This window comes from Enterobacter sp. RIT637 (assembly GCF_019718755.1).
Taxonomy (GTDB): Bacteria; Pseudomonadota; Gammaproteobacteria; order Enterobacterales; family Enterobacteriaceae; genus Enterobacter.
The window spans coordinates 511943-538676 of record NZ_JAIHAZ010000001.1; the positions used below are offsets into that span (position 1 = coordinate 511943).

General features: G+C 55.4%; 24 protein-coding genes. 10 read left to right on the plus strand and 14 right to left on the minus strand.

The window, feature by feature from the left end:
- Positions 1-24: 24 nt before the first annotated feature.
- The 3 genes from rstB to rstA all read right to left on the minus strand — a co-directional run bounded on the left by rstB (position 25) and on the right by rstA (position 2627).
- Positions 25-1323 (minus strand): two-component system sensor histidine kinase RstB, encoded by a 1299-nt coding sequence (rstB, locus tag K5E19_RS02500; RefSeq protein ID WP_221549828.1) that lies wholly within the window; start codon positions 1321-1323, stop codon positions 25-27.
- A gap of 75 nt (positions 1324-1398) precedes the next feature.
- Positions 1399-1659, minus strand: coding sequence for a hypothetical protein (locus K5E19_RS02505; protein WP_221549829.1), 261 nt, complete (start codon positions 1657-1659; stop codon positions 1399-1401).
- 251 nt (positions 1660-1910) lie between these two features.
- Positions 1911-2627, minus strand: a complete 717-nt coding sequence (gene rstA / locus K5E19_RS02510) for a two-component system response regulator RstA (RefSeq protein ID WP_221549830.1) — start codon at positions 2625-2627, stop codon at positions 1911-1913.
- 128 nt (positions 2628-2755) lie between these two features.
- On the opposite strand from rstA, the gene K5E19_RS02515 reads away from it, so the two are divergent.
- Positions 2756-3091 carry a GlpM family protein gene (locus K5E19_RS02515; RefSeq protein ID WP_089599552.1) on the plus strand — a complete coding sequence of 112 codons (336 nt, stop codon included), beginning with the start codon at positions 2756-2758 and terminating at the stop codon, positions 3089-3091.
- Here K5E19_RS02515 and folM read toward each other — a convergent pair.
- The 3 genes from folM to ydgH all read right to left on the minus strand — a co-directional run bounded on the left by folM (position 3088) and on the right by ydgH (position 6362).
- Positions 3088-3810, minus strand: a complete 723-nt coding sequence (gene folM, locus K5E19_RS02520) for a dihydromonapterin reductase (RefSeq protein ID WP_221549831.1) — start codon at positions 3808-3810, stop codon at positions 3088-3090. The genes K5E19_RS02515 and folM overlap by 4 nt on opposite strands.
- Before the next feature lie 39 nt (positions 3811-3849).
- Positions 3850-5232: an amino acid permease gene (locus K5E19_RS02525; protein WP_089599555.1), complete on the minus strand. Its 1383-nt coding sequence runs from the start codon at positions 5230-5232 to the stop codon at positions 3850-3852.
- A gap of 185 nt (positions 5233-5417) precedes the next feature.
- Positions 5418-6362 (minus strand): DUF1471 family protein YdgH, encoded by a 945-nt coding sequence (gene ydgH / locus K5E19_RS02530; RefSeq protein WP_010430434.1) that lies wholly within the window; start codon positions 6360-6362, stop codon positions 5418-5420.
- Between the two features lie 535 nt (positions 6363-6897).
- Here ydgH and pntA point away from each other — a divergent pair.
- The 3 genes from pntA (at position 6898) to K5E19_RS02545 (ending at position 11042) form a co-directional block, all read left to right on the plus strand.
- Positions 6898-8427, plus strand: coding sequence for a Re/Si-specific NAD(P)(+) transhydrogenase subunit alpha (gene pntA, locus K5E19_RS02535; protein WP_221549832.1), 1530 nt, complete (start codon positions 6898-6900; stop codon positions 8425-8427).
- A 10-nt stretch (positions 8428-8437) separates the two neighbouring features.
- Complete coding sequence (pntB, locus tag K5E19_RS02540; protein ID WP_010430438.1) at positions 8438-9826, plus strand: Re/Si-specific NAD(P)(+) transhydrogenase subunit beta; 1389 nt, start codon at positions 8438-8440, stop codon at positions 9824-9826.
- A gap of 106 nt (positions 9827-9932) precedes the next feature.
- A complete protein-coding gene (locus tag K5E19_RS02545) occupies positions 9933-11042 on the plus strand; it encodes a mechanosensitive ion channel family protein (protein WP_221549833.1) in 1110 nt (369 codons plus the stop codon).
- Positions 11043-11082: 40 nt separating this feature from the next.
- Here the strand turns inward: K5E19_RS02545 and uspE are convergent, their stop codons facing one another.
- The 6 genes from uspE to K5E19_RS02580 all read right to left on the minus strand — a co-directional run bounded on the left by uspE (position 11083) and on the right by K5E19_RS02580 (position 18248).
- Positions 11083-12033 (minus strand): universal stress protein UspE, encoded by a 951-nt coding sequence (uspE, locus tag K5E19_RS02550; RefSeq protein WP_014169827.1) that lies wholly within the window; start codon positions 12031-12033, stop codon positions 11083-11085.
- A 430-nt stretch (positions 12034-12463) separates the two neighbouring features.
- Positions 12464-13216 carry a fumarate/nitrate reduction transcriptional regulator Fnr gene (gene fnr / locus K5E19_RS02560; RefSeq protein ID WP_006174991.1) on the minus strand — a complete coding sequence of 251 codons (753 nt, stop codon included), beginning with the start codon at positions 13214-13216 and terminating at the stop codon, positions 12464-12466.
- A gap of 183 nt (positions 13217-13399) precedes the next feature.
- Positions 13400-13915, minus strand: a complete 516-nt coding sequence (gene ogt / locus K5E19_RS02565) for a methylated-DNA--[protein]-cysteine S-methyltransferase (RefSeq protein WP_221549834.1) — start codon at positions 13913-13915, stop codon at positions 13400-13402.
- A gap of 10 nt (positions 13916-13925) precedes the next feature.
- Positions 13926-15452, minus strand: a complete 1527-nt coding sequence (gene abgT, locus K5E19_RS02570) for a p-aminobenzoyl-glutamate transporter (RefSeq protein ID WP_029740288.1) — start codon at positions 15450-15452, stop codon at positions 13926-13928.
- A 40-nt stretch (positions 15453-15492) separates the two neighbouring features.
- Positions 15493-16938: a M20 family metallopeptidase gene (locus tag K5E19_RS02575; protein ID WP_221549835.1), complete on the minus strand. Its 1446-nt coding sequence runs from the start codon at positions 16936-16938 to the stop codon at positions 15493-15495.
- Positions 16938-18248, minus strand: a complete 1311-nt coding sequence (locus K5E19_RS02580; RefSeq protein ID WP_221549836.1) for a M20 family metallo-hydrolase — start codon at positions 18246-18248, stop codon at positions 16938-16940. Before K5E19_RS02580 ends, K5E19_RS02575 begins: the two co-directional genes overlap by 1 nt.
- A gap of 175 nt (positions 18249-18423) precedes the next feature.
- On the opposite strand from K5E19_RS02580, the gene K5E19_RS02585 reads away from it, so the two are divergent.
- Both K5E19_RS02585 and smrA read left to right on the plus strand, forming a co-directional pair.
- Positions 18424-19335 (plus strand): LysR family transcriptional regulator, encoded by a 912-nt coding sequence (locus K5E19_RS02585; protein ID WP_221549837.1) that lies wholly within the window; start codon positions 18424-18426, stop codon positions 19333-19335.
- Between the two features lie 356 nt (positions 19336-19691).
- On the plus strand, positions 19692-20255 hold the full coding sequence (gene smrA, locus K5E19_RS02590; RefSeq protein WP_221549838.1) for a DNA endonuclease SmrA: 564 nt from the start codon (positions 19692-19694) through the stop codon (positions 20253-20255).
- 9 nt (positions 20256-20264) lie between these two features.
- Here smrA and tcp read toward each other — a convergent pair whose 3' ends face one another.
- Positions 20265-21923, minus strand: coding sequence for a methyl-accepting chemotaxis citrate transducer (gene tcp / locus K5E19_RS02595; RefSeq protein ID WP_221549839.1), 1659 nt, complete (start codon positions 21921-21923; stop codon positions 20265-20267).
- A gap of 143 nt (positions 21924-22066) precedes the next feature.
- On the opposite strand from tcp, the gene K5E19_RS02600 reads away from it, so the two are divergent.
- On the plus strand, positions 22067-22933 hold the full coding sequence (locus K5E19_RS02600) for an aldo/keto reductase family oxidoreductase (protein WP_221549840.1): 867 nt from the start codon (positions 22067-22069) through the stop codon (positions 22931-22933).
- 38 nt (positions 22934-22971) lie between these two features.
- Here the strand turns inward: K5E19_RS02600 and K5E19_RS02605 are convergent, their stop codons facing one another.
- Positions 22972-23181, minus strand: coding sequence for a hypothetical protein (locus tag K5E19_RS02605; RefSeq protein ID WP_174339430.1), 210 nt, complete (start codon positions 23179-23181; stop codon positions 22972-22974).
- Positions 23182-23394: 213 nt separating this feature from the next.
- Here K5E19_RS02605 and K5E19_RS02610 point away from each other — a divergent pair, with 213 nt between their 5' ends.
- The 3 genes from K5E19_RS02610 (at position 23395) to umuC (ending at position 26732) form a co-directional block, all read left to right on the plus strand.
- Positions 23395-24918, plus strand: coding sequence for a cyclic diguanylate phosphodiesterase (locus K5E19_RS02610; RefSeq protein WP_221550025.1), 1524 nt, complete (start codon positions 23395-23397; stop codon positions 24916-24918).
- A 133-nt stretch (positions 24919-25051) separates the two neighbouring features.
- Positions 25052-25486 (plus strand): translesion error-prone DNA polymerase V autoproteolytic subunit, encoded by a 435-nt coding sequence (gene umuD / locus K5E19_RS02615; RefSeq protein WP_221549841.1) that lies wholly within the window; start codon positions 25052-25054, stop codon positions 25484-25486.
- Positions 25470-26732, plus strand: a complete 1263-nt coding sequence (umuC, locus tag K5E19_RS02620) for a translesion error-prone DNA polymerase V subunit UmuC (RefSeq protein ID WP_221549842.1) — start codon at positions 25470-25472, stop codon at positions 26730-26732. Before umuD ends, umuC begins: the two co-directional genes overlap by 17 nt.
- Positions 26733-26734: the final 2 nt, after the last annotated feature.

Below are 26734 nucleotides of genomic sequence, written 5' to 3' on the forward strand. Positions count from 1 at the left end.
GGTCAGGCCAGCGTGCGGTTGAGGTCAGACAGGGACGGGAAGGGCGATGTTATGGTACACCGGCCAGCTAAAGCAGAAGCGCGCGCCGCCGAGCTCGCTCTCTTCACAATGCACCGTGCCGCCCATCGCCTGGGCGATAGAATAAACAATCGCCAGCCCAAGGCCACAGCCTCCGGTGGCGCGATCGCGGCTGGGGTCGAGGCGGACAAACGGCTCAAACACGGTTTCTCGTGCTTCCGGCGTAATTCCTGGTCCGTCATCCTCCACGGTCAGGCTCGCCTGATTGCCCTGCAAATCCAGGCTAATCCGCAGCGTACTCTCGCTGTAGCGCATGGCGTTATTCATCAGATTATCCAACACGCGCTCCATCAGCCGAATATCCAGCGCGCCGTAATCCCCCGGAGTTACCGCCGTCAACAGCGTGCGTTGGGGATTCACGCTCTGAACGTCATCGATGTGGGTTTGCAGCCAGTCGGGCAGATCCGGCGTGCTGAGGTTAAGCTCGTTTTGCGGACGGTCGAGGCGGGCGTAGGTCAGCAGCTCTTCAATCAGCGCTTCAAGCTGGCCAATGTCGCGATTCAGCGCCTGATTCTCCGCCTCGGTCAGGTTCTCGCTCATCTCCAGCCGATAGCGCAGGCGAACCAGCGGGGTACGTAACTCGTGAGCAATCCCGTCGATCAGCTGTTTTTTGCTCGCAATCAGGGCGTTAATGTTATCGGCCATCTGGTTAAACGCAATGCCGAGGCGATCGAAACTGGAACCGCTGTCGAAATGAATCCGCTCGGTAAGATGACCCTCACCAAAACGCTGCGCGGCTGATTCCAGTTTCAGCATGTCCTGCCAGTGTGGGCGCATCCAGATAAACACCGGAAAAGCCAGTGAAATGGCAATAAACGCCAGCAGGGCGAGATCTAACAGGCGCATCTGATGCAGATAATAAAGATAAGGCACCGGCCCGACGGCCAGCACGTAGTGGCTGCGCGGAATACGCTGGATAAAGGTGTACTTCTCATCCAGCGCCACAATGTCCCCGTCACGCAAACGCTGCATAGTGGGGGCATCTAACTCGAAATCTTTCAACGGCTCGATGCGCAGATCGAACGACAGATTTAAATCCAGCTCTTTGAGGGTTTTCGCCCAGTCGTGCGGAGGAATTTCCCGCAGCTCGCTGCGCATCAGATAGAGCGAGCTTTTCATCAGATCGTCAAGCGACTGCCTGCCCGCACGTTCGGCGGTGAATTTATAGACCAGCCCGACCAGCATGGTCATCACCAGGAAGCAGACAAACAGCAGTAGATAAAACTGCACAAACAGCTTTTTCATTGGATCTCACCGAAGAAACGCTTTGTGCAGAATATACATGAAAACCTGTCGATATTTTCATGTCTGTGAAGCGTGTTACATGGCTTTCGCGCTGTTTTTTACCTTGGCGATGAGTGTTTCCGTTACGGCCAGGCCTTCCGCAGTATGCGTATCAATCACATCGGTCCCGAATTCGTTAATTAAATCCAGGAGAATTTCGTAAGACTGGATGAGTTCAAGGAGGTCAAAGAGCGCTTTTTGATCGGCGCGTGAGGGGGAGGAATGGCTAAGCGCAGCCTGATTAACAATCCATTCAAGATTGACTTTGATGGCTTCTACCTGATTGTAGCTATACATATTTCATGGGCTTAAATCCTCATTTCAAGATTTTATGGGAGAGGTATCGTGAGATCTTCATGGTGAAAATGAGTCTGCATGTAGCAGGGGCGGCGCTAGCGGTAGAAAGGATGGATGACGGTTTAAGTATGGGCTAGTTCGCGTGCTTAGCAAGTTAATTGTTGCGCAAACGGATAAATAAAAGCGCGAAAACGAGGGCATCGCTGGGTAATGCCTTCATTTCGCGCATGTTATGCTAACCGGAAAACGAATCAGGTTTCCCACGCGTGCGGAGCAAAAAGATACCCCTTATTACGCACGGTTTTAATGCGGTAGGGCTCGGTGGCGTTATCCTGCAGTTTTTTACGCAGGCGCGAAATCGCGACGTCCACGCTGCGGTCCATTCCGTCATAGCTGACGCCGCGCAGGTTTTTCAGCAGGGCATCGCGATCCATGATCTGCCCGGCATGCGTTGCCAGCTCCCACAGCAGGTCAAAGTCTGCGGTGGAGAGAGCAATAAGCTCGCCAGAGAGCAGCACCTGGCGGTTAATGGGATCAATAGACAGCGTACCGAAGCGCATCGCTTTGTGGGGCGTCAGTGACGAGGCAGGCGCTTCACGCTCGCTGCTGGCGCGCTGGCGCAAATGAAGCCTCAGCCGGGCCAGCAGAACGGCTGGCGGCGTGGTTTTGAGAATGTAGTCGTTAGCGCCCATCTCCAGGGACAGAATATGGTTCATGTCGCTGTCCAGAGAGGTCAACAGCACGATAGGCCCCTCCCACCGGGCGCGCAGGTCACGGCAGAGCGTCATGCCATCTTTACCGGGCAGCATGATATCCAGCAGCACCAGATCCGGGTTTTCGCGTAGTACAACCTCTTCAGCACGATCGCCGCGAGGCTCAACGATGACGTCCATATCGTGTTTACCCAGATAAGCGGCGATCAGTTGTCCCACTTCGGGTTCATCTTCTACATAAACAATCTTATTCATACTGCGTCTGTTATCGCGAAAAAAGCCAACATACACCGCACAACCTTAACCTTCCATTAATCTTTCTAAATTAACGCCAGTTCCGTTATTCTGCCTCATATTGTTTCTTGATTGTTATGGAAAAAATAATGGGGCTGCTGATTAAAGCCGCGCTGGGTGCGTTGGTGGTGCTGTTGATTGGGGTGCTGGCGAAAACGAAGAATTACTACATTGCCGGGTTGATTCCGCTCTTTCCGACCTTTGCGCTCATTGCGCACTACATCGTGGCGTCCGAGCGTGGCATTGAAGCGCTGCGGGCCACCATTGTGTTCGGAATGTGGTCCATCATTCCGTATTTTCTCTACCTGCTGTCGCTGTGGTACTTCACCGGTTTTATGCGGCTTCCGCTGGCGCTGGGCGGGGCAGTGGTCTGCTGGAGCCTCAGCGCCTGGGTATTGATCTTCTTCTGGAGCCGCTTTCACTAGCGAAGCGGGCGTCCTCCGTCCACGGAGAAGGTTCTGCCCGTAACGTAGCAACTGGTGAGCAGATAATCGATAAGGTCGATCACCTCTTTTTCGCCCGGGGCGATTTTCATCAGTGATTTATTCAGCGCCTGCTGGCGATACTCTGCATCATCATGTTCGTTAAACAGGATCATCGCCGGGGCGATGGCGTTCACTTTCACTTCGGGAGCCAGCTTGCGGGCAAACGAGCGCGTCATGTTATCCAGCGCGGCCTTGCTTGCCGCATAAGCGATGTGCTTGTCGCTGCCGCGCTCCACCACATAATCGGTGAAATGAATAATGTCACCCGCCGCGTGCCCGTGGCCGCGCAGCAGATCCTGCAACGCATGGTTCAGCAAATAGGGCGCATTGACGTGAATTTGCAGCATGCAGGAGAGCGTTTCGCTCAGCGGCGTCGCAGACGTTTCGGCCTGCCAGGCGCTGGCGTTATGAATAATAGCGCGCAGCCCGTGGGTGGTGGACTTCACCTTTTCAGCAAAGGCAAGGATCCCCTCATCGGTTGAAAAATCGGCCTGAATGCAAACCGCTCCGGCTTTTCGTAATCCTTCAATCGAGGGATATTCACTGCGGTAGCTGACGATAACCGGATGGCGAAGGTTGAGAAAGTGATGGGCGAGGGCGAGGCCGATACGACGGCCTCCACCGGTGATCAGTATTGGGCGTTGCTGTGCATTTCCCATCGTATTCTCCTTTTCAGTTCAACAATGGGAAAGGCGAGGCTATCCCATTAACATCCACGTGGCCGGTACGGCTGCAATCAGTAACAAGCCGATTGCGGCCATTTCACGGCGCTTAAGGGCGTTCTCCAGCTGATGCGTGCGACGTGCATAAATAAACACCAGCAGACCCGGCGCATACAACACTACCGACAGCAGCAGATGCATAGGCCCGGAAGCATACAACAACCACAGACCGTAAATACAGGCACCGACGCCGACAATATAGTGTGCCGGGCGCGTCGCAATTTTTAACAAATACGCACCCACTAAGAAATAGGGTACCAGAATCATTTCAGAGGCGATGGTCAACAGGGTGTTATAGTCCGAACCTGTGAGCCAGATCAGCACCAGACAGACCTGTACGCTGATGTTGGTGAGCCAGAGTGAGGCAGACGGCGCATTGTTTTTATTCTGGCGGGCAAACAGGCGAGGAAACGCCTTGTGCGTGGCAGCCAGGAACGGCACTTCTGCGGCCATGATGGTCCAGCTCAGGTAAGCGCCGCACACGGAAACGATAAGCCCCGCAGCGATCACCACATCCCCCCACGGGCCGAGCATTTTCACCATCAGCCCGGCCATCGACGGATTACGCATTTCTGCCAGTTCAGGACGCGCCACCACGCCCAGCGACAGCAGCGTCACCAGCAGATAGACCCCCAGCGCCGCCAGCACGGCCAGCAACGTGGCGCGGCCTACGTCGCGCTTATTACGCGCCCGGGCGGAGACCACGACGGCGCCTTCGACACCGATGAACACCCACAGGGTGATCAGCATGGTATTTTTGACCTGCTCCCAGACGGGCACGCCCAGCGCAATGCCGGTGAAGTCGAGCTTGAAGACGTCAAGGCGAAACGCAATAAATGCCAGCACGACAAACAGGCCAAGCGGGACCAGTTTAGCCAGCGTCGCCACCAGGTTGATGCTGGCCGCCGTCTGGACACCGCGTAACACCAGCCAGTGCACCACCCACAGCAGGACAGAGGCCCCGACAATGGATTGCCAGGTATTGCCGTCACCGAACAGGCGCAGCTCAGGGGTGTCGGTAAAGAAACTGAGCGCCGAAAAGACAATCACCAGGTAGGAGACGTTAGCGATCACCGCGCAAAGCCAGTAGCCCCATGCGGAACAGAAGCCAATCAGCTCCCCGAAGCCTTCGCGGGCGTAGGTGAAAATGCCGCCATCCAGATCGGGGCGAATGCGGGTGAGCAGCAGCATGGCAAACGCCAGCAGCAGGATCCCGACGCCGGTGATAGCCCAACCAATGATTAACGCGGCAGGGCTTGCGACCGCCGCCATGTTCTGCGGCAAACTGAATACACCGGCACCCAGCATTGAGCTTAAAACGAGTGCAGTTAATGCACTCAGGCCAAGTTTCTTTTCCATTGGCTTCCTGTTATGAAAGGTCCAAATCCAGAATAATTATTTCGCACGGGCGCATAAAAATGGTGGATCACACTAAGGCGCGGGATTTTACGGAGTGTCAGGAAAGCATGCAATGATGTGTGGCCGAAATTAGAAAAAAAGTAACAAAAAAGGCGGCATTATGCCGCCTCGGATCAACCGTTTTGTTACTTATACAGATCGGCGCTGATGGTCATGTTGTTACCACGTTCCTGCCACTGGCGGGTGATGTGGTAGTACTTCGCACCTTTCTTCGCCGCGCGTTTCGCGACCTGGTAAGAAACTTCCGTTCCGTTGCCGTAGTTGCCGGTAAACTTGATGCTGTCGAACGGTACCATCTGCGCGGCAGTGGCGTTGTTCAGCTCTTCAATTTTGGTTCCGTCCGGCAGGGTGACGGAATAGCGTCCACCTTTGGTGGTTTGCGTTTCAAAGAAACGGCCCACTTCAGCGCTTGGCGCTGCAGAGGTCGCGACGCCCGGGATCTCAACTTTCTTCGCTTCTTCACCGCCTTTCGCTAACGCCGCACGTCCCGCGTCGGAATCCGCAGGGATAGCATCCGGGCTTTGAAGAACGCGTTTTTTCGCATCTTCTTTATAGATAAACGCGGTAATACGCTGGTTGCCGCCCTGGTTAGCATCCACCTGACGCACGATATAGAAGGAGTAAGCTCCTTTCTGTTTGGCGGCTTTGGTGATGGCATCGTTCACTTCAGGCTGGCTGCGGTAGAAGCCCTGAACGGTAACGGTGTCATACGGCTCGAGAGCAATCGCCTGATCTTTCGGCAGCTCAACGATGCCGTTAATCACGCGGTTTTTCTGCTCATCCGCTTTAGGCGCATTTTCTTTATACAGCGCAATGGTGACGCGCTGGTTGCCGCTGTTGCCCTGATCGGACTGATCGAGCACATAGAACGAAGCCGCGCCTTTTTTATCAGCGGCTTTTGACGCGGCGGCAACGCCGTCGCCAATGGAGTTGTAGCGACCCACAATGACCGTCTGGTCAAAAGGTTTTAACGCTGCCGCTTGCTCCGGCGTTAACTCTGTCGCGGCATTCGCAGACAGGGCGGTCGCAGAAAGAAGTGCGGACGCCAGGAGTGTGTTCTTAAGCTTCATAAAAATAATCCTTCGCCTTGCGCAAACCATGTACTGGTATTGTTGTTAATTTGAGACGGTCCCGATTATGGCATTTAAATCCCGTCGCTGTCTGCGCCATTTTTCACAGCCTGTGCTCAGCGCATGACCCAATTCGATAACATTTAGTGATATGTTGAAAAAACAGACGTTTGACAAGTAAAACTGATAAAGCTTATGACTTTTACAAGTTAATTTAATGTTAATAAGTTGTTCCGTTATGGCGCTATATCATGTTTTTGCCGCTTCGCTTGCGCGATTTATCGGTCTCAGCGATGAATTTAAGGTAAATATCTCTGTCAGCGATGCCGATCGCTTATTTTTCACAGATAAAGTAAGAAATAGTGTTTTTGGACGGTAGATCACAAGCGTTATTTTCAGTAGGTTATAGAAAGTTTGTTACTGTTTTATTTTCCGGGGTGAATCATTTTTCGTCGTTATGTGGATGGCGAAATCTGCGACTGACCGCGGGCAATTATCGACAAACCATCATCAAAAACCGATGGAAGGGAAAACTATGCGTATTGGGGTACCAAAAGAACGGTTAGCCAATGAAACCCGTGTAGCGGCAACACCGAAAACGGTGGAGCAACTGCTCAAACTGGGTTTTACCGTCGCGGTTGAAAGCGGCGCGGGCAAACTGGCCAGTTTCGATGACGAGGCCTTTATCCAGGCCGGTGCGGAAGTGGTCGAAGGGGCAGAGGTCTGGCAATCACCGATCATTCTGAAGGTCAACGCACCGGAAGAGAACGAGATTGCGCTGCTGAACGCGGGCACGACGCTGGTGAGCTTCGTCTGGCCTGCACAAAATCCAAAGCTGATGGAGAAGCTGGCTGCCCGTGGCGTCACCGTGATGGCGATGGACTCGGTGCCGCGCATTTCGCGCGCCCAGTCTCTGGATGCGCTGAGCTCCATGGCGAACATCGCGGGCTACCGCGCTATCGTTGAAGCGGCTCACGAGTTTGGTCGTTTCTTCACCGGTCAGATCACCGCGGCGGGTAAAGTACCGCCAGCGAAAGTGATGGTGATTGGTGCGGGCGTGGCAGGTCTTGCGGCGATTGGTGCGGCAAACAGCCTGGGCGCTATCGTCCGTGCTTTTGATACCCGTCCGGAAGTGAAGGAACAGGTCCAGAGTATGGGCGCCGAGTTCCTTGAGCTGGACTTCAAGGAAGAAGCTGGCAGCGGTGACGGCTACGCGAAGGTGATGTCCGAAGCCTTTATCAAAGCCGAAATGGAGCTCTTCGCCGCGCAGGCGAAAGAGGTCGACATCATCGTTACCACGGCGCTGATTCCGGGCAAACCGGCACCGAAGCTGATCACCCGCGAGATGGTCGATTCCATGCAGCCGGGCAGCGTGATTGTGGATCTGGCCGCGCAGAACGGCGGCAACTGCGAATATACCGTGCCGAATCAGGTGACCACGACCGCTAACGGCGTGAAGGTCATTGGTTATACCGATCTGCCGGGTCGTCTGCCAACCCAGTCTTCACAGCTGTACGGTACTAACCTCGTCAACCTGCTGAAGCTGCTCTGCAAAGAGAAAGACGGCAACATCACCGTTGATTTTGACGACGTGGTTGTGCGCGGCGTCACCGTGGTCCGTGAAGGTGAAATCACCTGGCCTGCACCGCCTATCCAGGTTTCCGCGCAGCCTCAGGCGGCACCAAAAGCCGCTCCAGAGCCAAAAGAACCCGCTAAACCGGCTTCCCCGTGGCGCAAATACGCGATCATGGCGCTGGTAATTATTCTGTTCGGCTGGCTGGCTGACGTCGCGCCTAAAGAGTTCCTTGGTCACTTCACCGTCTTCGCGCTTTCCTGCGTCGTAGGTTACTACGTGGTGTGGAACGTCTCCCACGCGCTGCATACGCCGCTGATGTCGGTGACCAACGCCATCTCCGGGATCATCGTGGTCGGGGCGTTGCTGCAGATTGGTCACGGCGGCTGGATCAGCTTCCTGAGCTTTGTCGCGGTGCTGATCGCCAGTATCAATATTTTCGGTGGTTTCACCGTGACTCAGCGCATGCTGAAAATGTTTCGTAAAGGCTAAGGGGTAGCATATGTCTGGAGGATTAGTGACAGCCGCATACATTGTTGCTGCGATCCTGTTTATTTTCAGTCTGGCGGGGCTTTCCAAACACGAAACGTCTCAGCAGGGGAATAACTTTGGTATCGCCGGGATGGCGATTGCGCTGATTGCCACCATCTTCGGGCCGGACACCGGCAACGTTGCGTGGATCCTGGTGGCGATGATCATCGGTGGCGCAATTGGTATTCGCCTGGCAAAACGCGTTGAAATGACCGAGATGCCGGAGCTGGTGGCGATTCTGCACAGCTTCGTGGGTCTGGCGGCGGTGCTGGTGGGCTTCAACAGCTACCTGTATCACGAACCGGGCCTGGAACCGATTCTGGTGAACATTCATCTGACGGAAGTGTTCCTCGGCATCTTTATCGGTGCGGTGACCTTCACCGGTTCGATTGTGGCGTTCGGCAAGCTGCGCGGGAAGATCTCTTCTAAGCCGCTGATGCTGCCAAACCGTCACAAGCTGAACCTGGCGGCGCTGGTGGTCTCATTTGTGCTGCTGGTGGTCTTCGTGCGTACCGAAAGCGTGGGTCTGCAGGTACTGGCGTTGCTGGTGATGACCATCATTGCGCTGGCGTTCGGCTGGCACCTGGTGGCGTCCATCGGTGGTGCGGATATGCCAGTGGTTGTCTCGATGCTGAACTCCTACTCCGGTTGGGCGGCAGCGGCGGCAGGCTTTATGCTGAGCAACGACCTGCTGATCGTCACCGGTGCGCTGGTGGGTTCTTCGGGTGCGATCCTGTCTTACATCATGTGTAAGGCGATGAACCGCTCGTTCATCAGCGTGATTGCCGGTGGCTTTGGTTCTGACGGCTCTTCTACCGGTTCCGATGAGGAAGTGGGCGAGCACCGTGAAATCAGCGCGGAAGACACCGCGGATATGCTGAAAAACTCGCATTCCGTGATCATCACCCCGGGCTACGGCATGGCGGTGGCGCAGGCGCAGTATCCGGTTGCGGAAATCACCGAGAAGCTGCGCGCGCGCGGTATCAAGGTGCGCTTCGGTATTCACCCGGTGGCGGGTCGTCTGCCAGGCCACATGAACGTGCTGCTGGCGGAAGCGAAAGTGCCTTACGACATCGTGCTGGAAATGGACGAGATCAATGATGATTTCGCCGACACCGACACCGTGCTGGTCATCGGCGCTAACGACACCGTTAACCCGGCGGCGCAGGACGATCCGCGTAGCCCAATCGCCGGTATGCCGGTTCTGGAAGTGTGGAAAGCACAGAACGTGATTGTCTTCAAACGCTCCATGAACACCGGCTATGCAGGCGTTCAGAACCCGCTGTTCTTCAAAGAGAACACCCACATGCTGTTTGGCGACGCCAAAGCCAGCGTGGATGCGATCCTGAAAGCGCTGTAATTCGCTTTCTCCTGACAAACCGCCCTTCGGGGCGGTTTTCTTATTTCTGCGGTCAGCTTTTCTCCTCTGTCTATACTTTACCCTTTGTGTAATACGAGGAGGTGTAATGCATTTTCTGTCCCGCTTCGACATTATTGCTTTGATGATGACGCCGACATTCTGGATAGGCGTCGCCACGGTTGTCTTTGTGACGCTGCTGGTGTACTGGCTGCTGACGCGCCTGATCGCGTTCGTTAAGAAAGGGATCACCACCTGGGGCGACAAGCACCCGACCACCAACCGGATGCGTTTTATCCTGACGGATATGCTTAACCGCACCAGCCGCTTCCTGCTGTTTGTGGTGGCGCTGCTCTTCAGCCTGCGTTTCGTTGACCTGCCCGATCATCTTTTTGGCACCGTCAGCCACGCCTGGTTCCTGGTTTTCGCCATCCAGGTGGCGCTGTGGATGGATCAGGGGGTGGTGTCGTGGCTTCGTCACGTCATGCTGGCGCCGGGAAGCCATAAAAACCCGGTTACGCTGGTGATCACGGGGCTTATTCTCCGTGCCATCGTCTGGTCAGTGATGCTGCTGTCTATCCTTGCTAACGCGGGCGTCAACATCACTGCTCTGGTTGCCAGCCTTGGGGTAGGGGGTATTGCCATTGCCCTCGCCGTACAAACGATCCTCAGCGACGTGTTTGCCTCTCTGTCTATCGGTTTTGATAAGCCGTTCGAAATTGGCGATTTTGTGGTGTTCAACGACGTGGCGGGGACGGTCGAGCACATTGGCCTGAAAACAACCCGTATCCGCAGCCTGAGCGGGGAGCAGATCGTCTGCGGTAACGCCATTTTGCTTCAGCAGACGCTTCACAATTACAAACGCATGCAGACGCGTCGCATCGTTTTTACCTTTGGCGTGGCCAGCGACACGCCGCCCGATAAGCTGCGCTACGTGGGGGATATGGTCAGGCAGATCATCATCGATGTCGGTGAGACTAAATTCGATCGCGCCCATTTTCTGGGCTTCGACCGCGACCGCCTGACGTTTGAAGTTGTCCATATCGTCAATACAGCGGATTACAACAAATACATGGACATCCAGCAGGAGATCAATATCCGTATTCTTGAAGGGCTGAACGCCCAGGAGATTAAGCTGGCGCTGCCCAGCATGGTATTGCACGCGCCGTGGATGCAGGAGGAGTCAGGTGAACAGCCGAAGCCAGTAATGGAGAGCTGATGAGAAAAGCCCGCCGGAGCGGCGGGCTGATATGTTTACGTTAATCGTCTTCCGGGTCGTCCAGCTCCACCGGCGTCTGATACTCATCCGGCTTAATGACCAGCAGGTCGCAGCGCAGATGGTCGATCACCTGTTCGGCGGTATTGCCGAGGAACGCGGCTGAAATACCGGTACGCCCGATAGTCCCCAGCACCACGATCCCCGCCTGCAGATGTTCCGCTAAATCCGGGATCACCTCTTCAGGCAGCCCTTTTTCAACGTGCGTCATTTTCTCATCAATGCTGAATTTCTGGCGCAGCGCTTTCATCGCCAGCAGGTGCTGACCGCGGATCGCGTCGTTATAGACGCTCGGGTCAAATTCAGGCAGCTCAATGGCGATGTTAATCGGGGTGACCGGATACGCCCCCACCAGGTGCACTTCGGTGTGGTTGACCTGTTCGGCAAGCTGGATGGTTTCCTTCACCAGCTTCTCGTTCAGTGAATTATGGTAATCCTCTTCGCTCGCCAGGTTTACCGCCACGACGGCTTTCCCGCCCTCAGGCCACGGCTGGTCTTTCACCATCCAGACCGGACAAGGACATTTACGCAGCAGGTGCCAGTCGGTCGGGGTGAAGATCACGGATTCCAGCTTGTCATGCTGGTGCGCCATCTTCAGCAGCAGGTCGTGCCCACCGGCGACAACTTCCTGGATAATGGCTTCGAAAGGTCGGTTATGCCAGACCACTTTGATATCAATTGGAACACCCGCTTCCAGGTAATATTTCGCCTGTTCACGGATCCACGCGGTACGCTGGCTGATGACGCCCTGACGCATCGCGGTGCGCTCGTCAGGCGACAGAAGGGTGGTCATCTCATACGAGAAGTCATAGATCGGCAAAAACGCTTTGATTTTGCCACCAATCCGTTGATGTAAATACACAGCGCGTCGTAATGCCGGCTGATCGTCCTGATTCGGATCGATAGCTACCAGCATGTTTTGATACTTGGCCATACAGGTCTCCTTACTACTGTCACCACAGTCTGTAATTAAAAGAGTAACCTATATATCTTGAATGAAACAGGGGGGAGGTTTTGTCAGATCAATAAATCATGCAAATTTATCAAAGAAGCAGAACGGTCACCGTCACGGCGATAAACGCAATCAACAGCAGCACCATCACCGCTATCGCAAAGGTCGTCGAATCCTGTACATAGGTCTTTTCCTCTCCCTTCATAGGGCCGACAAGCATGATCCAGATGAATATGAAGGTGACTGAGGCAATAACGACTGAAACGAAGAATAAACTTTCTCTCAAATCATAACCTCAACGGGAACGTGCCTGGCGCAGACCGGGGAGTGAGAGCGGTTGAAGAGGGCAATGTAAAATGCCAGCCCCGTCATCACGAAAATGTACGAAACTGGCATGAATCATTCGGGGATATTATGCGACGTTACGGGCGTGCCCGGCGAGGACCGCCAGCGCTTCACCATTTTCGATGGTGATGTATTTACCTTTAACCGCCAGCATGCCGCTTTTCTGGAAACGTCCCAGCAGACGGCTGATGGTCTCAACGGTCAGGCCCAGGTAGTTACCGATATCGCCACGCGTCATCGTCAGACGGAACTCACGCGGGGAGAAACCACGCTCCGCGAAACGGCGGGAGAGGTTATAGATAAACGCGGCCAGGCGCTCTTCTGCATTCTTTTTGGAAAGCAGCAGGATCATGTCCTGGTCGCCTTTGATCTCACCGCTCATCAGACGCATCATCTGCTGACGCAGGTTAGGCATCTTACCGGACAGATCGTCCAGGGTTTCAAACGGGATTTCGCAAACCATTGAGGTTTCGAGCGCCTGAGCAAAGCTCGGGTGATGACCCGTGCCGATAGCATCAAAGCCCACCAGGTCGCCCGCCAGATGGAAGCCAGTGATCTGCTCATCACCCTGTTCGGTGATGGTGTAACTCTTGATGGTGCCAGAACGGATAGCATAGAGCGATTTCAGTTCGTCTCCCGCTTTAAACAGCGTCTGCCCTTTCTGAATAGGCTTTTTACGCTCGATGATATTATCAAGCTGATCGAGTTCATGCTCATTCAGGGTAAACGGGATACAGAGCTGGCTGATGCTGCAATCCTGGCAATGGATAGCACAACCGCCAGACTGAATGCGTCGTATAATTCGCTTTTCCGGGATCATAGGTTTGCTCAAGCCTTAATTGATATTGGTCAATTTTAACATCTTTTTGGTAAGTACGTAAGCCTGGCAAACCCTCAATAAGGACAAGTGGCGACATTGTGTCGCCATCTTCTTGAAATTCCACAAATTGCTTATGGATTTTTACCCTAACTGGAAGAAAATTAAGCACTAAAAGCCTGGTTTCTACAGCAAAAAATACCCTTCATGGCGCAGTAGCCACTCTTTTCGCTGCACCCCGCCGGCATAGCCCGTCATGGTGCCGTTGCGGCCAATCACGCGGTGGCAGGGCACCACGATGCTGACCGGGTTGGAGCCGTTTGCGGCCCCCACTGCGCGCGCCGCGCCCGCACGGCCTAACTGCTCTGCGAGCTGACCATAGTGCATGACCTGCCCGCAGGGAATGGCCCGCAGCGCCTGCCACACTTCGCGCTGAAAAGGCGTGCCTGCCGTGGCGGTTGGCAGAGTGTCAATGATGCTGAGATCGCCCTCGAAGTACGCCGCAAGCTTGTCGCTCAGCCCACCCGGGTTGGTGGCGCTGATACGCTCAAAACCCTGCGCGCGATAATGAATGTTCAGCAGCTCTTCCATACGGTCGCTGTGCTCTTCCCATTCGACGGCGCGCAGATTGAACGCCTCATCGGCGATAACCCACAGCGGCCCCAGCGGCGTCGTAATCTTATCTTCGAGTAATCTCAGCATCCTCATTCCTTTAGTTCAGCCTCGGGTAGATCCCCGGTCCAATCGGCAGGCCGACAAGATACCACGCCACCAACATCACCAGCCATACCCCTAAAAAGATAAGCGGATAAGGCAAGACGAGCGAATAGTAGGTACCCAGTTTGGCCTCCGGTTTATAGCGCTGCAGGAAGCCTAAAAACAGCGGAACAAACGGTGAAACCGGCGCCAGCGGAATGACCGACGAGTCAGCGATGCGGAACAGGATCTGGGCAAATGCCGGGTGGAAGCCCAGCATCATAAACATCGGCACGAAGATCGGCGCCAGAATCGACCAGATGGCGGAGCCGCTGGCGATAAACATGCACAGCAGCGATGAGAGCAGCGCCAGGCCGACAAACGCCGGTACGCCGCTTAACCCGGCAGCCTCCAGCGCGTCGGTCAGGCCCACGGCCATAAACTTGCCCATGTTGCTCCAGTTAAACATCGCCACAAACTGCGCCAGCGGGAACACCATCACGATAAAGCCCGCCATCTCTTTCATCGGCTCGATCATCAGCTGCGGCAGATCGCCCTGACGGCGGATTTTACCGGTCGCGATGCCGTAGGCGAGCGACACGACAAAGAAGAAGAGGATAATCAGCGGCACGATACCCTGGATAAACGGCGACGGCAGGACGGTATGTTTAACGGGATCGCGCAATATGCCGTTTTCCGGCACCACCATCAGCGCCACCAGCGCGATAAAGGCCAGCGAGACCACCCCAGCCACGCGCAGGCCGAAACGCTGCTCTTTGCTCAGGGTTTCCAGCTTTTCATCGCTACGGCCTTCCCATTTCCCCAGACGCGGCTCGATGATCTTATCGGTAATCAGCCCGCCAACAATCGTCAGGACAATCACCGAGCTGGCCATAAAGTACCAGTTGTCGATCACGCTGACGTGCATGGCCGCATCGATGGTTTTCGCCGCCTCCGTGCTGATGCCCGAGAGCAGCACGTCGGTGGTGACGATCAGCAGGTTAGCGGTAAATCCGCAGCCCACGCCCGCAATCGCCGACAGCAGGCCCGCCACGGGATGACGCCCGACGGCGAGGAAGATCAGCGCCCCCATCGGTGGCATGATCACCAGCGCGGCGTCGGAGGAGATATGGCTGAAGAAGGCGATAAACAGCACCATATAGCTGGCGTAGCGCGCGCTGACGTGGGAAGCCATTTTCACCATTAACGCGGGCAGCAGGCCCACGCGTTCCGCCAGCCCGGCGCCCAGCACCAGCGCCAGAATGGCGCCCAGCGGGGCGAAACCGCTGAAGTTCTTAATCACGTTGGGTAAAAACCAGTGCAGCCCGTCAACGCTGAGCAGGTTTTTCACCGCCACCAGGCTGCCGTCAGCCGGGCTGCGCACGCTCACGTCAAAGGCGGAGAGCACGGCGGTGGCGACCATCAAAATCACAATCAAATAGATAAACAGCAGGAAAGGGTGCGGCACTTTATTGCCGATCCTTTCAACCCAGCCATAGAGCTTACCGGATGGGGAATGCGAAGGTATGGATGACATACTCATGGGCGTTCCTCGGGAGTGTTGTGTTGTTGTGTTGTGTTTTTTATTTTAAAGGTGACGGTGTCACGCCCCGTGGGATCGGACACACGTACGGTTTTTCTTGTAATTGTTGTTCGAACTCTTCACGGCATTTTCTCAGCAGCGCGGCGTCCTGCAGCAGATTGAGCGCAGTTGCACCCATCACTTTTCCGGCCAGCAGCATGCCTTTGTGGGCAATGGAGGTACGCCCCTGCGCCACCAGCTGCCAGGTGTGCAGCGGCGTGCCGACGGTAAAGCAGGGGCTGAAGCACTGGGCGACCGGCATTTTCCAGCTGACGTCGCCCACGTCCGTGGAGCCAGCCAGCACGTTGTCGGTAACGGCATAGGGCGCGACTTCATCCACCAGCAGCGTCTCGTGATGACGGCGGGCAAAAGCTTTCCCCGCGTCACCGCCCGTTGCGGCAATATTTTTCAGGCTGTTTTGCAGATCGTTGGGCGTCAGGGTGGCGCGGATCTCGCGGGCGAAGGCGCGTTCTTCCTCCGTCCAGAGCGGCGTGCCGTAGTGCTGTAACGCGCGATACATCGCCGCTTCAAGCGTGCGGTTCGGCAGGTAGCTGGAGCAGGCTTTATCAAAGCGACACTCGACGGTGGTTTCGGTCATCATCGCCGCGCCCTGGGCGATTTTCTCGATGCGTTCGTAAATCTGCTGCGCATCGGCCATCTCCGGGGCGCGGATCAGGTACAGCACCTCAGCCTGCGCCTGCACCACGTTGGGCGAAATCCCGCCGGTGTCGGTGATGGCGTAATGGACGCGCGCTTTCTCAATGATGTGTTCGTTGAGGAAGTTGGTGCCGGTGGTCATCAGCGTCACGGCGTCCAGCGCGCTGCGTCCCAGATGGGGGGAGTTGGCTGCATGTGCCGCCACGCCGTGAAAACGCCAGGCGGCCTGAATATTCGCCAGCGTGCTGACGTTAAACATCCCGGCGAAGGCTTCCGGGTGCCAGGTGACGGCGGCATCGACGTCATCAAACAGACCTTCGCGCACCATAAAGGTTTTCCCGGAGCCACCTTCCTCGCCGGGACAGCCGTAAAAACGCACCGTTCCGCTGTCGCCGTGCTGTTCCAGCCAGCTTTTCACCGCCACCGCGCCCGCAAGCGCCGCGGTGCCCAGAAGGTTATGCCCGCAGCCGTGGCCGTTAGCCCCCGGCGTGGCGGATTGCGCCGTTGCGCAGTGCGCCTGCTGGCTTAACCCGGCCAGCGCGTCGTATTCGCCCAGCAGGGCAATCACCGGTTTCCCGCTGCCGAAGCTGGCGATAAACGCGTTGGGGATGCCGCCTGCCTCGCGGGTCAGCGTGAAGCCTTCGGCCTCCAGCTCGCTGGCGAGCCGTTCGGCGGACCAGAACTCTTCAAAGCGGGTTTCAGGATGATCCCAGATCGCGTCGGCAATATCGGTTAACGTCCGACATCGCGTGTCGATCGCATCGGCAATAAAAGCGTAGTTCTCCTGCATTACACACCTCGCGTCCACGGGAAATTGAGCGCAGTTCGCGCCAGCGTTTCAATGGCGATGGTCATTACCTGCTCATCGAAGTCGAATTTTTCGTTGTGATGTCCGGCGCTCAAATCGGTGCCAAACACCATATAGGAGGCCATGCCGCCGTTCTGCTGCACGCGGGCCATCATCAGCGTGGCGTCTTCGGAGCCTGCTGGCGCTTTCACCTTATCGATGGCGTGAACAACCCCGGACACCTGGCTCGCCTGTTCGCGCAGATAACTAACCCACGCCGGCGTCGGCGCGCTGGAGGTCGCGGCCCCCATCAGGCGCATCTCGGCGCTCACGCCGTACAGCGATGCTGCGCCGGTTATGACCGCCTGCGCGCGTTCAAAGACGTACTGATTAATGGCTTCGGTTTCGCCTCGCGTTTCAACCTTGATCAGGGCATTGGCGGGCACCACGTTGCGTCCGCTGCCCGCCTGCATTACGCCAACGTTCACCCGGGAGGCACCGTCGCTGTGCGGGGCGATGCTGTGCAGGGCGAGGGCGGCCTGCGCGGCGGCGAGCAGGGCGTTACGTCCGTCCTCCGGTTTACCGCCCGCGTGTGCGGCCACGCCGGTAAAGTTCACGTCGAACTTGGTGGTGGCCATAAAGTTATCGCTGCCGCAGATCGTCGTTCCGGCAGGGACGCCGGTACCAATATGGATGGCGGTGAAATAGTCCACGTCGTCCAGCGCCCCGGCGGCCACCATGGCGCGCGCGCCGCGTGTGCCTTCTTCGGCAGGCTGGAAGATCAGCTTGAGGGTGCCGTTGAGCTGCGCTTCATTCTGCTTAAGCACCCGCGCCAGCCCCAGACCAATGGTGGTGTGGCCGTCGTGCGCGCAGGCGTGCATCATTCCCGCGTTGCAGGAGGCAAACCCGTCGCGGAACGGGCGGTGGCTTTCATCCAGCGCTTCGCTTAAATCAAGGGCATCCATGTCGACGCGAAACGCCAGCGTCGGGCCAGGACGCCCGGTATTGAGGGTCGCCACAATGCCGGTAAACCCGCCTTCAAACGGTGCCAGCCATTTCTCAGGCGCGCCCTGCGCCCGCGCGCGGGCAAACTCACGCGCCAGAGTCGCGGCATCGGGCAATCCCATCCGGCTTTCGGCATCCACCACGTCACGACCCATCGCCAGTTCGTAACCCAGCGAGTCGAGGATTTCCGCGACCTTCGCGGCGGTACGAAACTCTACCCAGCCGGACTCCGCAAAATGGTGAAAATCGCGACGCCATGCGCTCAGTTGCGGGGATAATGTCTGGATGTACTGCGCCAGTGTGTCCATATCTGTTCCTGTCATCATTAAAATATGTGAACTGCTTCACGCTGTGATAGTTTTTACTTATCACTAACCGATTTTTCACAGTTTTAACCGTTCAGGAATTACCCTCGCACATCCCTTTCCATTAAAGTAGATGACAGTTTCTTTACTCTGATAAACAACGGTTATCGGTCGGGCTATGACATTCCAGATTAAATTTCATCAAATCCGGGCGTTTGTTGAAGTCGCGCGTCAGGGCAGCATTCGCGGTGCCAGCAGGACGCTGAATCTTTCGCAACCGGCGCTGACAAAATCCATCAAAGAGCTGGAGGAGGGCATCGCGGCGCAGCTTTTCGTGCGCAGGAGTAAGGGCGTCGCGTTGACCGAATGCGGTGAGGGCTTTTACCAGCGCGCCAGGTTGATTCTGGAAGAGCTGCGTGCGGCGCAGGATGACATCCGTCAGCGCCAGGGTGAACTGGCCGGGCAGATCAACATCGGAATGGGGGCCAGCGTTTCACGCACGCTGATGCCCGCCGTTATTACCCGCTTTCATGCGCAGCATCCGCAGGTCAAGGTACGGATTATGGAAGGGCAGCTGGTGTCGATGATCAATGAATTACGCCAGGGCGAACTTGACTTCACCATCAATACCTATTATCAGGGTCCCTACGACCATGAATTTACGTTTGAAAAACTCTTTGAAAAACCGTTTGCGGTATTTTGTCGGGAAGGGCACCCGGCGACGGGAGCAACCTCTATTAATGAGCTTTTGCATTATAACTGGACAATGCCGACACCGCGGGGAAGCTATTATAAACAACTGGAGGATGTATTTAGCCACCGCTCGCAAATACCGCGAATTGGTGTGGTCTGCGAAACCTTTTCCTCCTGTATTAGCCTTGTCGCGCAAAGTGATTTTTTAAGCATATTGCCGCAGGAATTAGGCTGCGACCCTTTGCTGGCGCTCCGCCTGGTCATGCTGCCGGTCGTGGAGTCGCTTCCTAAAGCAACCTATTATTTAATTCAGCGCCGTGATTCACGTCAGACGCCCCTTGCCGAATCATTAATTACGCAATTCAGAAGGGAAGCGAGAAAAATAGTCATTGCGTGAAATGCATATTATAAAAAAACAGGATCTGCCCGACATCAGACAGACCCTATAGTACACACAGCAGTATATCCTTTCGCCAGTCCTGAGTATTATATCCATGAGGCAGGTATATTTAGGTATAACACCTTTCCCGAAAAATGAAAGGCAGCCGGGTGATTGATTTTATAAAAATTTAACGCAAATCACTTATTTTAACTTTACTGAAGTTTTAGTTAAGTCTGCTTTAAATGTTTTTAATAATGGCTATATATATTCATCAGGTTAATATGTCTCTCACCCCCGCATCCTGCAGGGGTGATTGAGGCGACTGTCTGGGGCAGGTATAGTACAAGCCCAGATGTAGCCGGAGGATTTCCATGAACCCTGACGACAAATCCCTTTTTCTTGACGCCATGGAAGACGTTCAGCCCCTGAAACGCTGCACGGACATCCACTGGCAGCAAAGCCGTAATTCACGGGCTCGCCAGGACATTGATACCGAACAGCTCGACAACTTTCTGACCCTGGGTTTTCTGGAATTGCTGCCGCTCGAAGAGCCGCTGATGTTCCAGCGCGAAGGGGTTCAGCAGGGCGTTATTGATAAGCTGCGTTCCGGTAAATATACCCGCCAGGCCAGCTTAACCCTCTTACGTCAGCCCGCCGAGCGCTGCCGCCAGATGCTGTATTCTTTTATCCGGCAGGCCAGTCGTGACGGGCTGCGCAATCTGATTATCGTGCACGGCAAAGGGCGTGAGCTGAAGTCGCACCCTAATGTGGTGCGCAGCTATCTGGCGCGTTGGTTGACGGAGTTCGAGGAAGTGCAGGCATTTTGTGTCGCGCTGCCGCACCATGGCGGCAGCGGGGCTTGCTATGTTTCGCTGCGAAAATCCGACGAGGCGAAACAGGAGAACTGGGAGCGGCACGCCAAGCGCAGCCGCTAGCGGTAGTGCTTAGAACGTTTCCCAGTGATTGTCGCCCGACGCGCTGGCCGTTGCCGGGCGCAATAGCTGTGGCGTTTTCACATTTTTGGGGCGCGGCGCGGCGCTTTCCTGCACGTTCAGGCGAAATGCTGCCACGGCCTGACGCAGTTGCTCGGACTGGTCTTCCAGGGCCGCTGCGGCCGTGGCGGATTCCTGCACCAGCGCGGCGTTTTGCTGCGTCACGCTGTCCATTTGCGATACGGCCAGGCTCACCTGCTCAATACCGCGACTCTGCTCGTCAGATGCTGACGAAATCTCGCCCATAATATCGGTGACGCGGGTGACCGCTGCGACGATCTCTTTCATCGTTGCGCCAGCCTCGCTCACCTGCTCAGAGCCGGTGTTGACCCGGCTGACGGAATTCTCAATCAGCCCTTTGATCTCCTTCGCCGCCTGTGCGCTGCGGCTGGCCAGCGTACGAACTTCACCGGCAACAACCGCAAAGCCACGGCCTTGTTCCCCGGCGCGTGCGGCTTCCACCGCCGCGTTAAGCGCCAGAATGTTCGTCTGGAAGGCGATGCTGTCAATCACGCCGGTGATGTGCGCGATTTGCTGTGAACTGTCGGCAATTTCGGTCATCGTGCGAACCACGTTATCCACGACGTGACCGCCGCGTGCGGCCGTTTCAGAAGCATTTTTCGCCAGCAGCGTAGCCTGACGCGCGTTATCGGAGTTCTGTTTAACCGTTGCGGTCAGCTCTTCCATACTGGCGGCAGTCTCTTCCAGCGAGGCAGCCTGCTGTTCGGTACGGGCCGAGAGGTCATTGCTCCCGGCGGCAATTTCACCCGCGCCGGTATAGATCGAATCCGTGCTCCCGCGCACGGCACTGACCGTGTTAACCAGCGACTGCTGCATCTCATGCAGGCCAGCCGCCAGCTGTCCCATCTCATTGCGGCCAGAGATATTGACGCTTTGCGTCAAATCCCCGCCCGCGATGGTGCGGATGTGGTTCATGATGGTTTTAAGCGGTTTCAGCAGCAGGTGCTGTAAGCCCTGCCAGATCACGACCAGTACGGCGATCACGGCCAGGAAAATCCCTACCAGCGTCCACTGCATCTGCGTAAAGCTGCTCTGATTTTCCTGTGTCGCCGCTTTAAGCAGGGTGTTGTTTTCGGCACGCCAGCGGTTATAGACCGCTTCCATCCCGTCCTGCGCCTGCTGGGCATCCAGGTCACCGTAAGCCTGATAGTTGTCGGCGCGCAGATACTCAATCGACAGACGCATCACCTCGTGCATTTGATTCCAGGATTTTTGCATCTCTTCGGTTAACGCCGCGTTTTGGCCATTAACCTGCGGCATTTTCTGCCACTCTTTGTTATAGGCTTCGGCTTTCGCCAGAGAGTCATTGGCGGTGCCTAACAGCTTGTTGATCGCCGCGAGGGACGCAGGATCGCGCTGGTTTTTCAGGTAACGGATCGCCACGCGGGTGACGGTAACGCGCGTTTTTATCAGCGTATTGACGCTGTCGCTCAGGCTCTCCTGCTGGGCATTGAGCACCCCGGAGTTCTGGAAGTTATGACGATCGTTGCTGACGGCGGAGTAGAACAACCCTCCCGTGACAACTTGCAGCAGACAGAATATGGTGAGGGCAAAGATAATACCGGTAATCACGTGCAGATTTTTCAGCATAGCGGTCGTCCGTTAGAAAGATGCAGAGGTACATCCATACTATCGTCGTATAGAATTTAAACTTTAATTTAACTCGTGCTTAACTTAGGGCTCCGATCGGGAACCTGTTGTAAACCCGGATCATTTTTATGAGGAAGGTCAACATGAGCAGCATTGATAAAAGCGGAACGTACGCGCTCGGCACGCGAACGGTTAAACGACTGGGCTATGGCGCGATGCAGCTTGCCGGGCCGGGCGTGTTTGGCCCACCGAAGGATAAGCAGGCCGCGCTGGAGGTGCTCCGCGAAGCGGTGGACGCGGGTGTGAATCATATCGATACCAGCGATTTTTACGGCCCGCACGTGACTAACCAGCTGATCCGCGAGGCGCTTCATCCTTACCGGGACGATCTGACCATCGTGACCAAAATCGGCGCCCGCCGTGACGACAAAGGTGCCTGGCTCCCGGCCTTTTCCGCGCAGGAACTGACTCAGGCGGTGCATGATAATCTGCGCAACCTGCAGCTGGACGTACTGGATGTGGTCAATCTGCGGATCATGTTTAGCGCCCACGGTCCTGCAGAAGGATCGATTGCAGAACCGTTGTCCACGCTGGCGGAGCTGCAGCAGCAGGGGCTGGTTCGTCATATTGGATTGAGCAACGTAACTGCCTCTCAGGTCGCCGAGGCGCAGAAAATGGTGTCCGTGGTGTGCGTGCAGAACATGTACAACATTGTGAATCGCGGTGATGATTCGCTGGTGGATACGCTTGCGCAGCAGGGGATTGCATATGTGCCATTCTTCCCGCTGGGCGGTTTCACGCCGCTGCAATCTTCCGGGTTGCAGACGGTTGCGGATGCGCTGGGTGCAACGGCAATGCAGGTTGCGCTGGCGTGGTTGCTGCAACGTTCTCCGAACATCCTGCTGATCCCCGGAACGTCCTCCGTGGCGCATCTGCGGCAAAACCTTGCCGCCGCAGATCTGGTGTTACCGCCGGACGCGCTGGACACGCTGAATTCGCTGGTGGATTAAGCGAAAACAGAACGCCGCCTGCCAGATGAAGCCCTGGCCTAGTCTGCCGCAGGCGTCATCTGGTTATTCTGCCGGTGAAGTGCTAACGCTTCCGCCACAATCTCTTGCTTACTTTTGCGGGTTTCATAGGCGGTGGTTCTGATGTACTCCATCAGGTCGGGATCGATGCGGGCGCTCAACATCCTGAGATCGGCCTCCTTTGCTAAACCGCGAGCAACGCGTTTGTCGGGATAATCACGGGCTGGCATAGAAAACGTCCTCCAAAAAGTCTTGTTAATTCGTGCTGTAAAATATGCATTAGTCTAAATTCAAAGTCAATCATTAGTGTTTTTATAGTGATTGTTTTATTTTAACTCTTCAAGCAAGTCATCAATAAGTCACAGATTTAAAGATAACATGGTTATTTTTATTATTGTCGACCATGCTATTTATAAGCATAACCCTGTAGGGTAGATACGTTGATGCGTAACACTTTTGTGCCTGTCGCAGCAGCAGTAGCCATTTTTATTGCGGGTATTTTTATCCTCAATATTCAACTCTGGTATTCAGCACGGGCCGACAGTCAGTCGGGAGCCCGATACGCTGTAAGCGATATCAATGACATTCTTGACGAAGCGCGCATTGCCGCCCGAACGGCGACGGAAATTATCGTCAAGGGGTGCGATGCAGAAGGCCAGTACCAGTTGGGGACGGAGGCAGCACTTCAGCCACATCTCAGAACTATCGTCATCATCAGGCAGGGGCAGCCCTGGTGTTCATCTCTGCCGGGAAATCGCGTGTTATTGCGGCATATTAATCAATTACCCGATACTCCCTTATTTCTTGTTCCGGCAAGCGATACGGTTAACGGGCAGCCGGTGTTGCTCTTTCAGACCCGGTTTGCAGAAAACCGTATTATCGTGACGATCAGCGATCGCCATATCCGGGATGCGTTAAGCACGCCGTTAAAGCACGTGAAGTATTCATTAGCGGTGGGCGGGAGCGCGATTGACGCCTCTGGCGCACTGCACGTTATGCCTCCCGGCGAACGTGAGGCCAGACAGGTTTACTCTGAACAATACGCCTATAGCATCCGATACAACCCTGCGCCTTTTTTCAGCCTGAAAAGACTTCTTACCCAGGGGGGAGGCATACTCCTTTTCGTACTGCTGGTTGCCGGTATCGCGGCTTATGTTCTGTATAAGTACCTGAACAAACACACGCTTCCTGAAGAAACACTTCGCAGCGCGATTGCGAAGAGAGAAATCATTCCGTTTTACCAGCCCGTGGTTAACGGCAGGGAGGGCACGCTGCGTGGCGTGGAGGTTCTGGCAAGATGGAAACACCCTAAAGCGGGTTATATTTCACCCGGCGCATTCATTCCGATTGCTGAAAAATCGGGGCTGATTGTTTCCCTCACGCAAAGCCTGATGGCGCAGGTGGTGACGCAAATGAATGCCATCTCCAGCAAGCTTCCGGAAGGTTTCCATATCGGCATTAACTTCAGCGCTTCCCATATCGCGATGCCGGGCTTCGTGGACGAATGCCTGAAATATAAAAATAGCTTCGTCAGAAAGGACTTAAACCATGTGATTGAGGTGACAGAGCGAGAGCCGCTGGATATTGATGAGCGCCTCGTGCAGACCCTGAACGTCCTCCATGAAAATGGTTTTGCCATTGCCCTGGATGACTTTGGTACCGGTTATTCCGGGCTCTCTTATCTGCACGATCTGCATATCGATTACATCAAGATTGACCACAGCTTCGTCAGCAGAGTCAATGAACACGAGGACTCCACCCGGATCCTCGATTGCGTATTGGATTTGGCGCGTAAGCTCTCCATTAGCATTGTGGCGGAAGGCGTTGAGACGAAGGCGCAGTTAGACTATCTCAACCGGAATAACATCGTATACCAGCAGGGATACTACTTTTTTAAACCGGTCGCCTTTACCGGGCTTATCCATATTTTGCTGTCTAAGCCCAAGGTGAAGGTCCTGGTGGAGTGACTTGTACAGGCTATGGACAAATTAAATCCGCTCAAACTTCAACGCGTTTGGGTTGGCCTCCGGAAATCACCTTGATCCTCGCCCATAATCCGTAATACTGTATTTATATACAGCATCTGGCGGGAAAGGCATTATGGACACTCTCTTTTCTTATCATCCAAAACAAATCATTGAATTACCTTTATTTTTAGAACGCGTCGCCTGTGGTTTCCCCAGCCCGGCGCAGGATTACGTGGAGGATCGTCTCGATCTTAACCGGCTGGCGGTAAGGCACCCCAGTGCGACCTATTTTATCAAGGTGAGTGGAGACTCCATGATTGGAGCGGGAATTAGCGACGGCGATCTGCTGGTGGTCGATCGTTCGTTAAATGCCGAACATGGGGATATCGTCGTGGCGTCGGTCGCCGGTGAGTTTACGGTGAAAGAGCTACAGACTCGCCCGGCTCTGAGACTTCTGCCGCATAATGCCCGCTATCAGCCGATTACCTTTCATTCCGAAGAGGAGCTGCAGATCTTCGGCGTCGTCACCCACACGCTCAAAACGCATAAACATGTTCGCGCTGGTTGATGTGAATAGCTTCTATGCCTCCTGCGAGCGGGTGTTCCGCCCCGATCTGGAAGGGAAGCCTATCGTGGTGGTGTCCAATAACGACGGCTGCATTATTTCACTGTCGCGGGAGGCAAAGCAGTTCGGCATAAAAATGGGGGAGCCGTATTTTAAATTCAAAGAAAAGGGCTACCCGTCGCGGGTTTACGTCTTTAGCTCAAACTATGCGCTGTATGCCGATCTCAGCAGCCGGGTCATGCAGACGCTGACCGATCTCGCTCCGGCCATTGAGATCTACTCCATTGATGAAGCATTTGTGAACGTTTCGGGTGTCAGCAACTGCCTGTCGCTGGAAGCATTCGGTCATCAGATGCGCACGCAGGTCTTTAAAAATACGGGCCTAACCGTTGGCGTCGGTATTGCTCCGACAAAAACGCTGGCGAAGCTGGCCAACTATGCGGCGAAACGCTGGGCCAGCACGGGCGGCGTGGTCGATCTCTCAGACCGCGAGCGGCAGCGTAAACTGCTGGCAAAGGTTCCGGTAGAGGAGGTGTGGGGAGTAGGGCGGCGCATCACGAAAAAACTGAACGCGATGGGCATTATCACGGCGCTGGAGCTGGCGGAAGTGTCATCCTGGGTCATCCGCAAACATTTTAACGTGGTACTGGAACGGACGGCCCGCGAGCTTCGCGGCGAGCAGTGCCTTGATCTGGAAGAGTTCACCCCCACGAAGCAGCAAATCATCTGTAGCCGTTCGTTTGGACACCGTATTACGCAATACGAAGAGATGCACCAGGCGATTTGTGCCTATGCGGAACGCGCAGCAGAGAAACTGCGGGGCGAGCATCAATACTGTCGTTTTATCAGCGTGTTTGTGCGCACCAGCCCGCACGCGGACAACGAAATTTATTATGGCAATCAGGCTTCCGTCACCCTGATGACGCCCACCAATGACTCGCGCGATATCATCCGCGCCGCCACGGAGGCGCTGGGGCGTATATGGCTCGACGGATACCGCTATATGAAAGCCGGGGTCATGCTGGCGGACTTTTTCAGCAGCGGCGTTGCCCAGCTTAATTTGTTTGACGACAATCGCCTGCGCGCCAACAGCGCGGCGCTGATGGAGATGATCGACAGCGTCAATCATTCCGGCAAAGGGAAGATATGGTTCGCCGGGCAGGGGATTGATAAATCCTGGGCGATGAAGCGCGAGATGCTGTCACCGGCCTATACGACGCGGTACGCCGATTTGCCGGTGGCGAGGTAGAG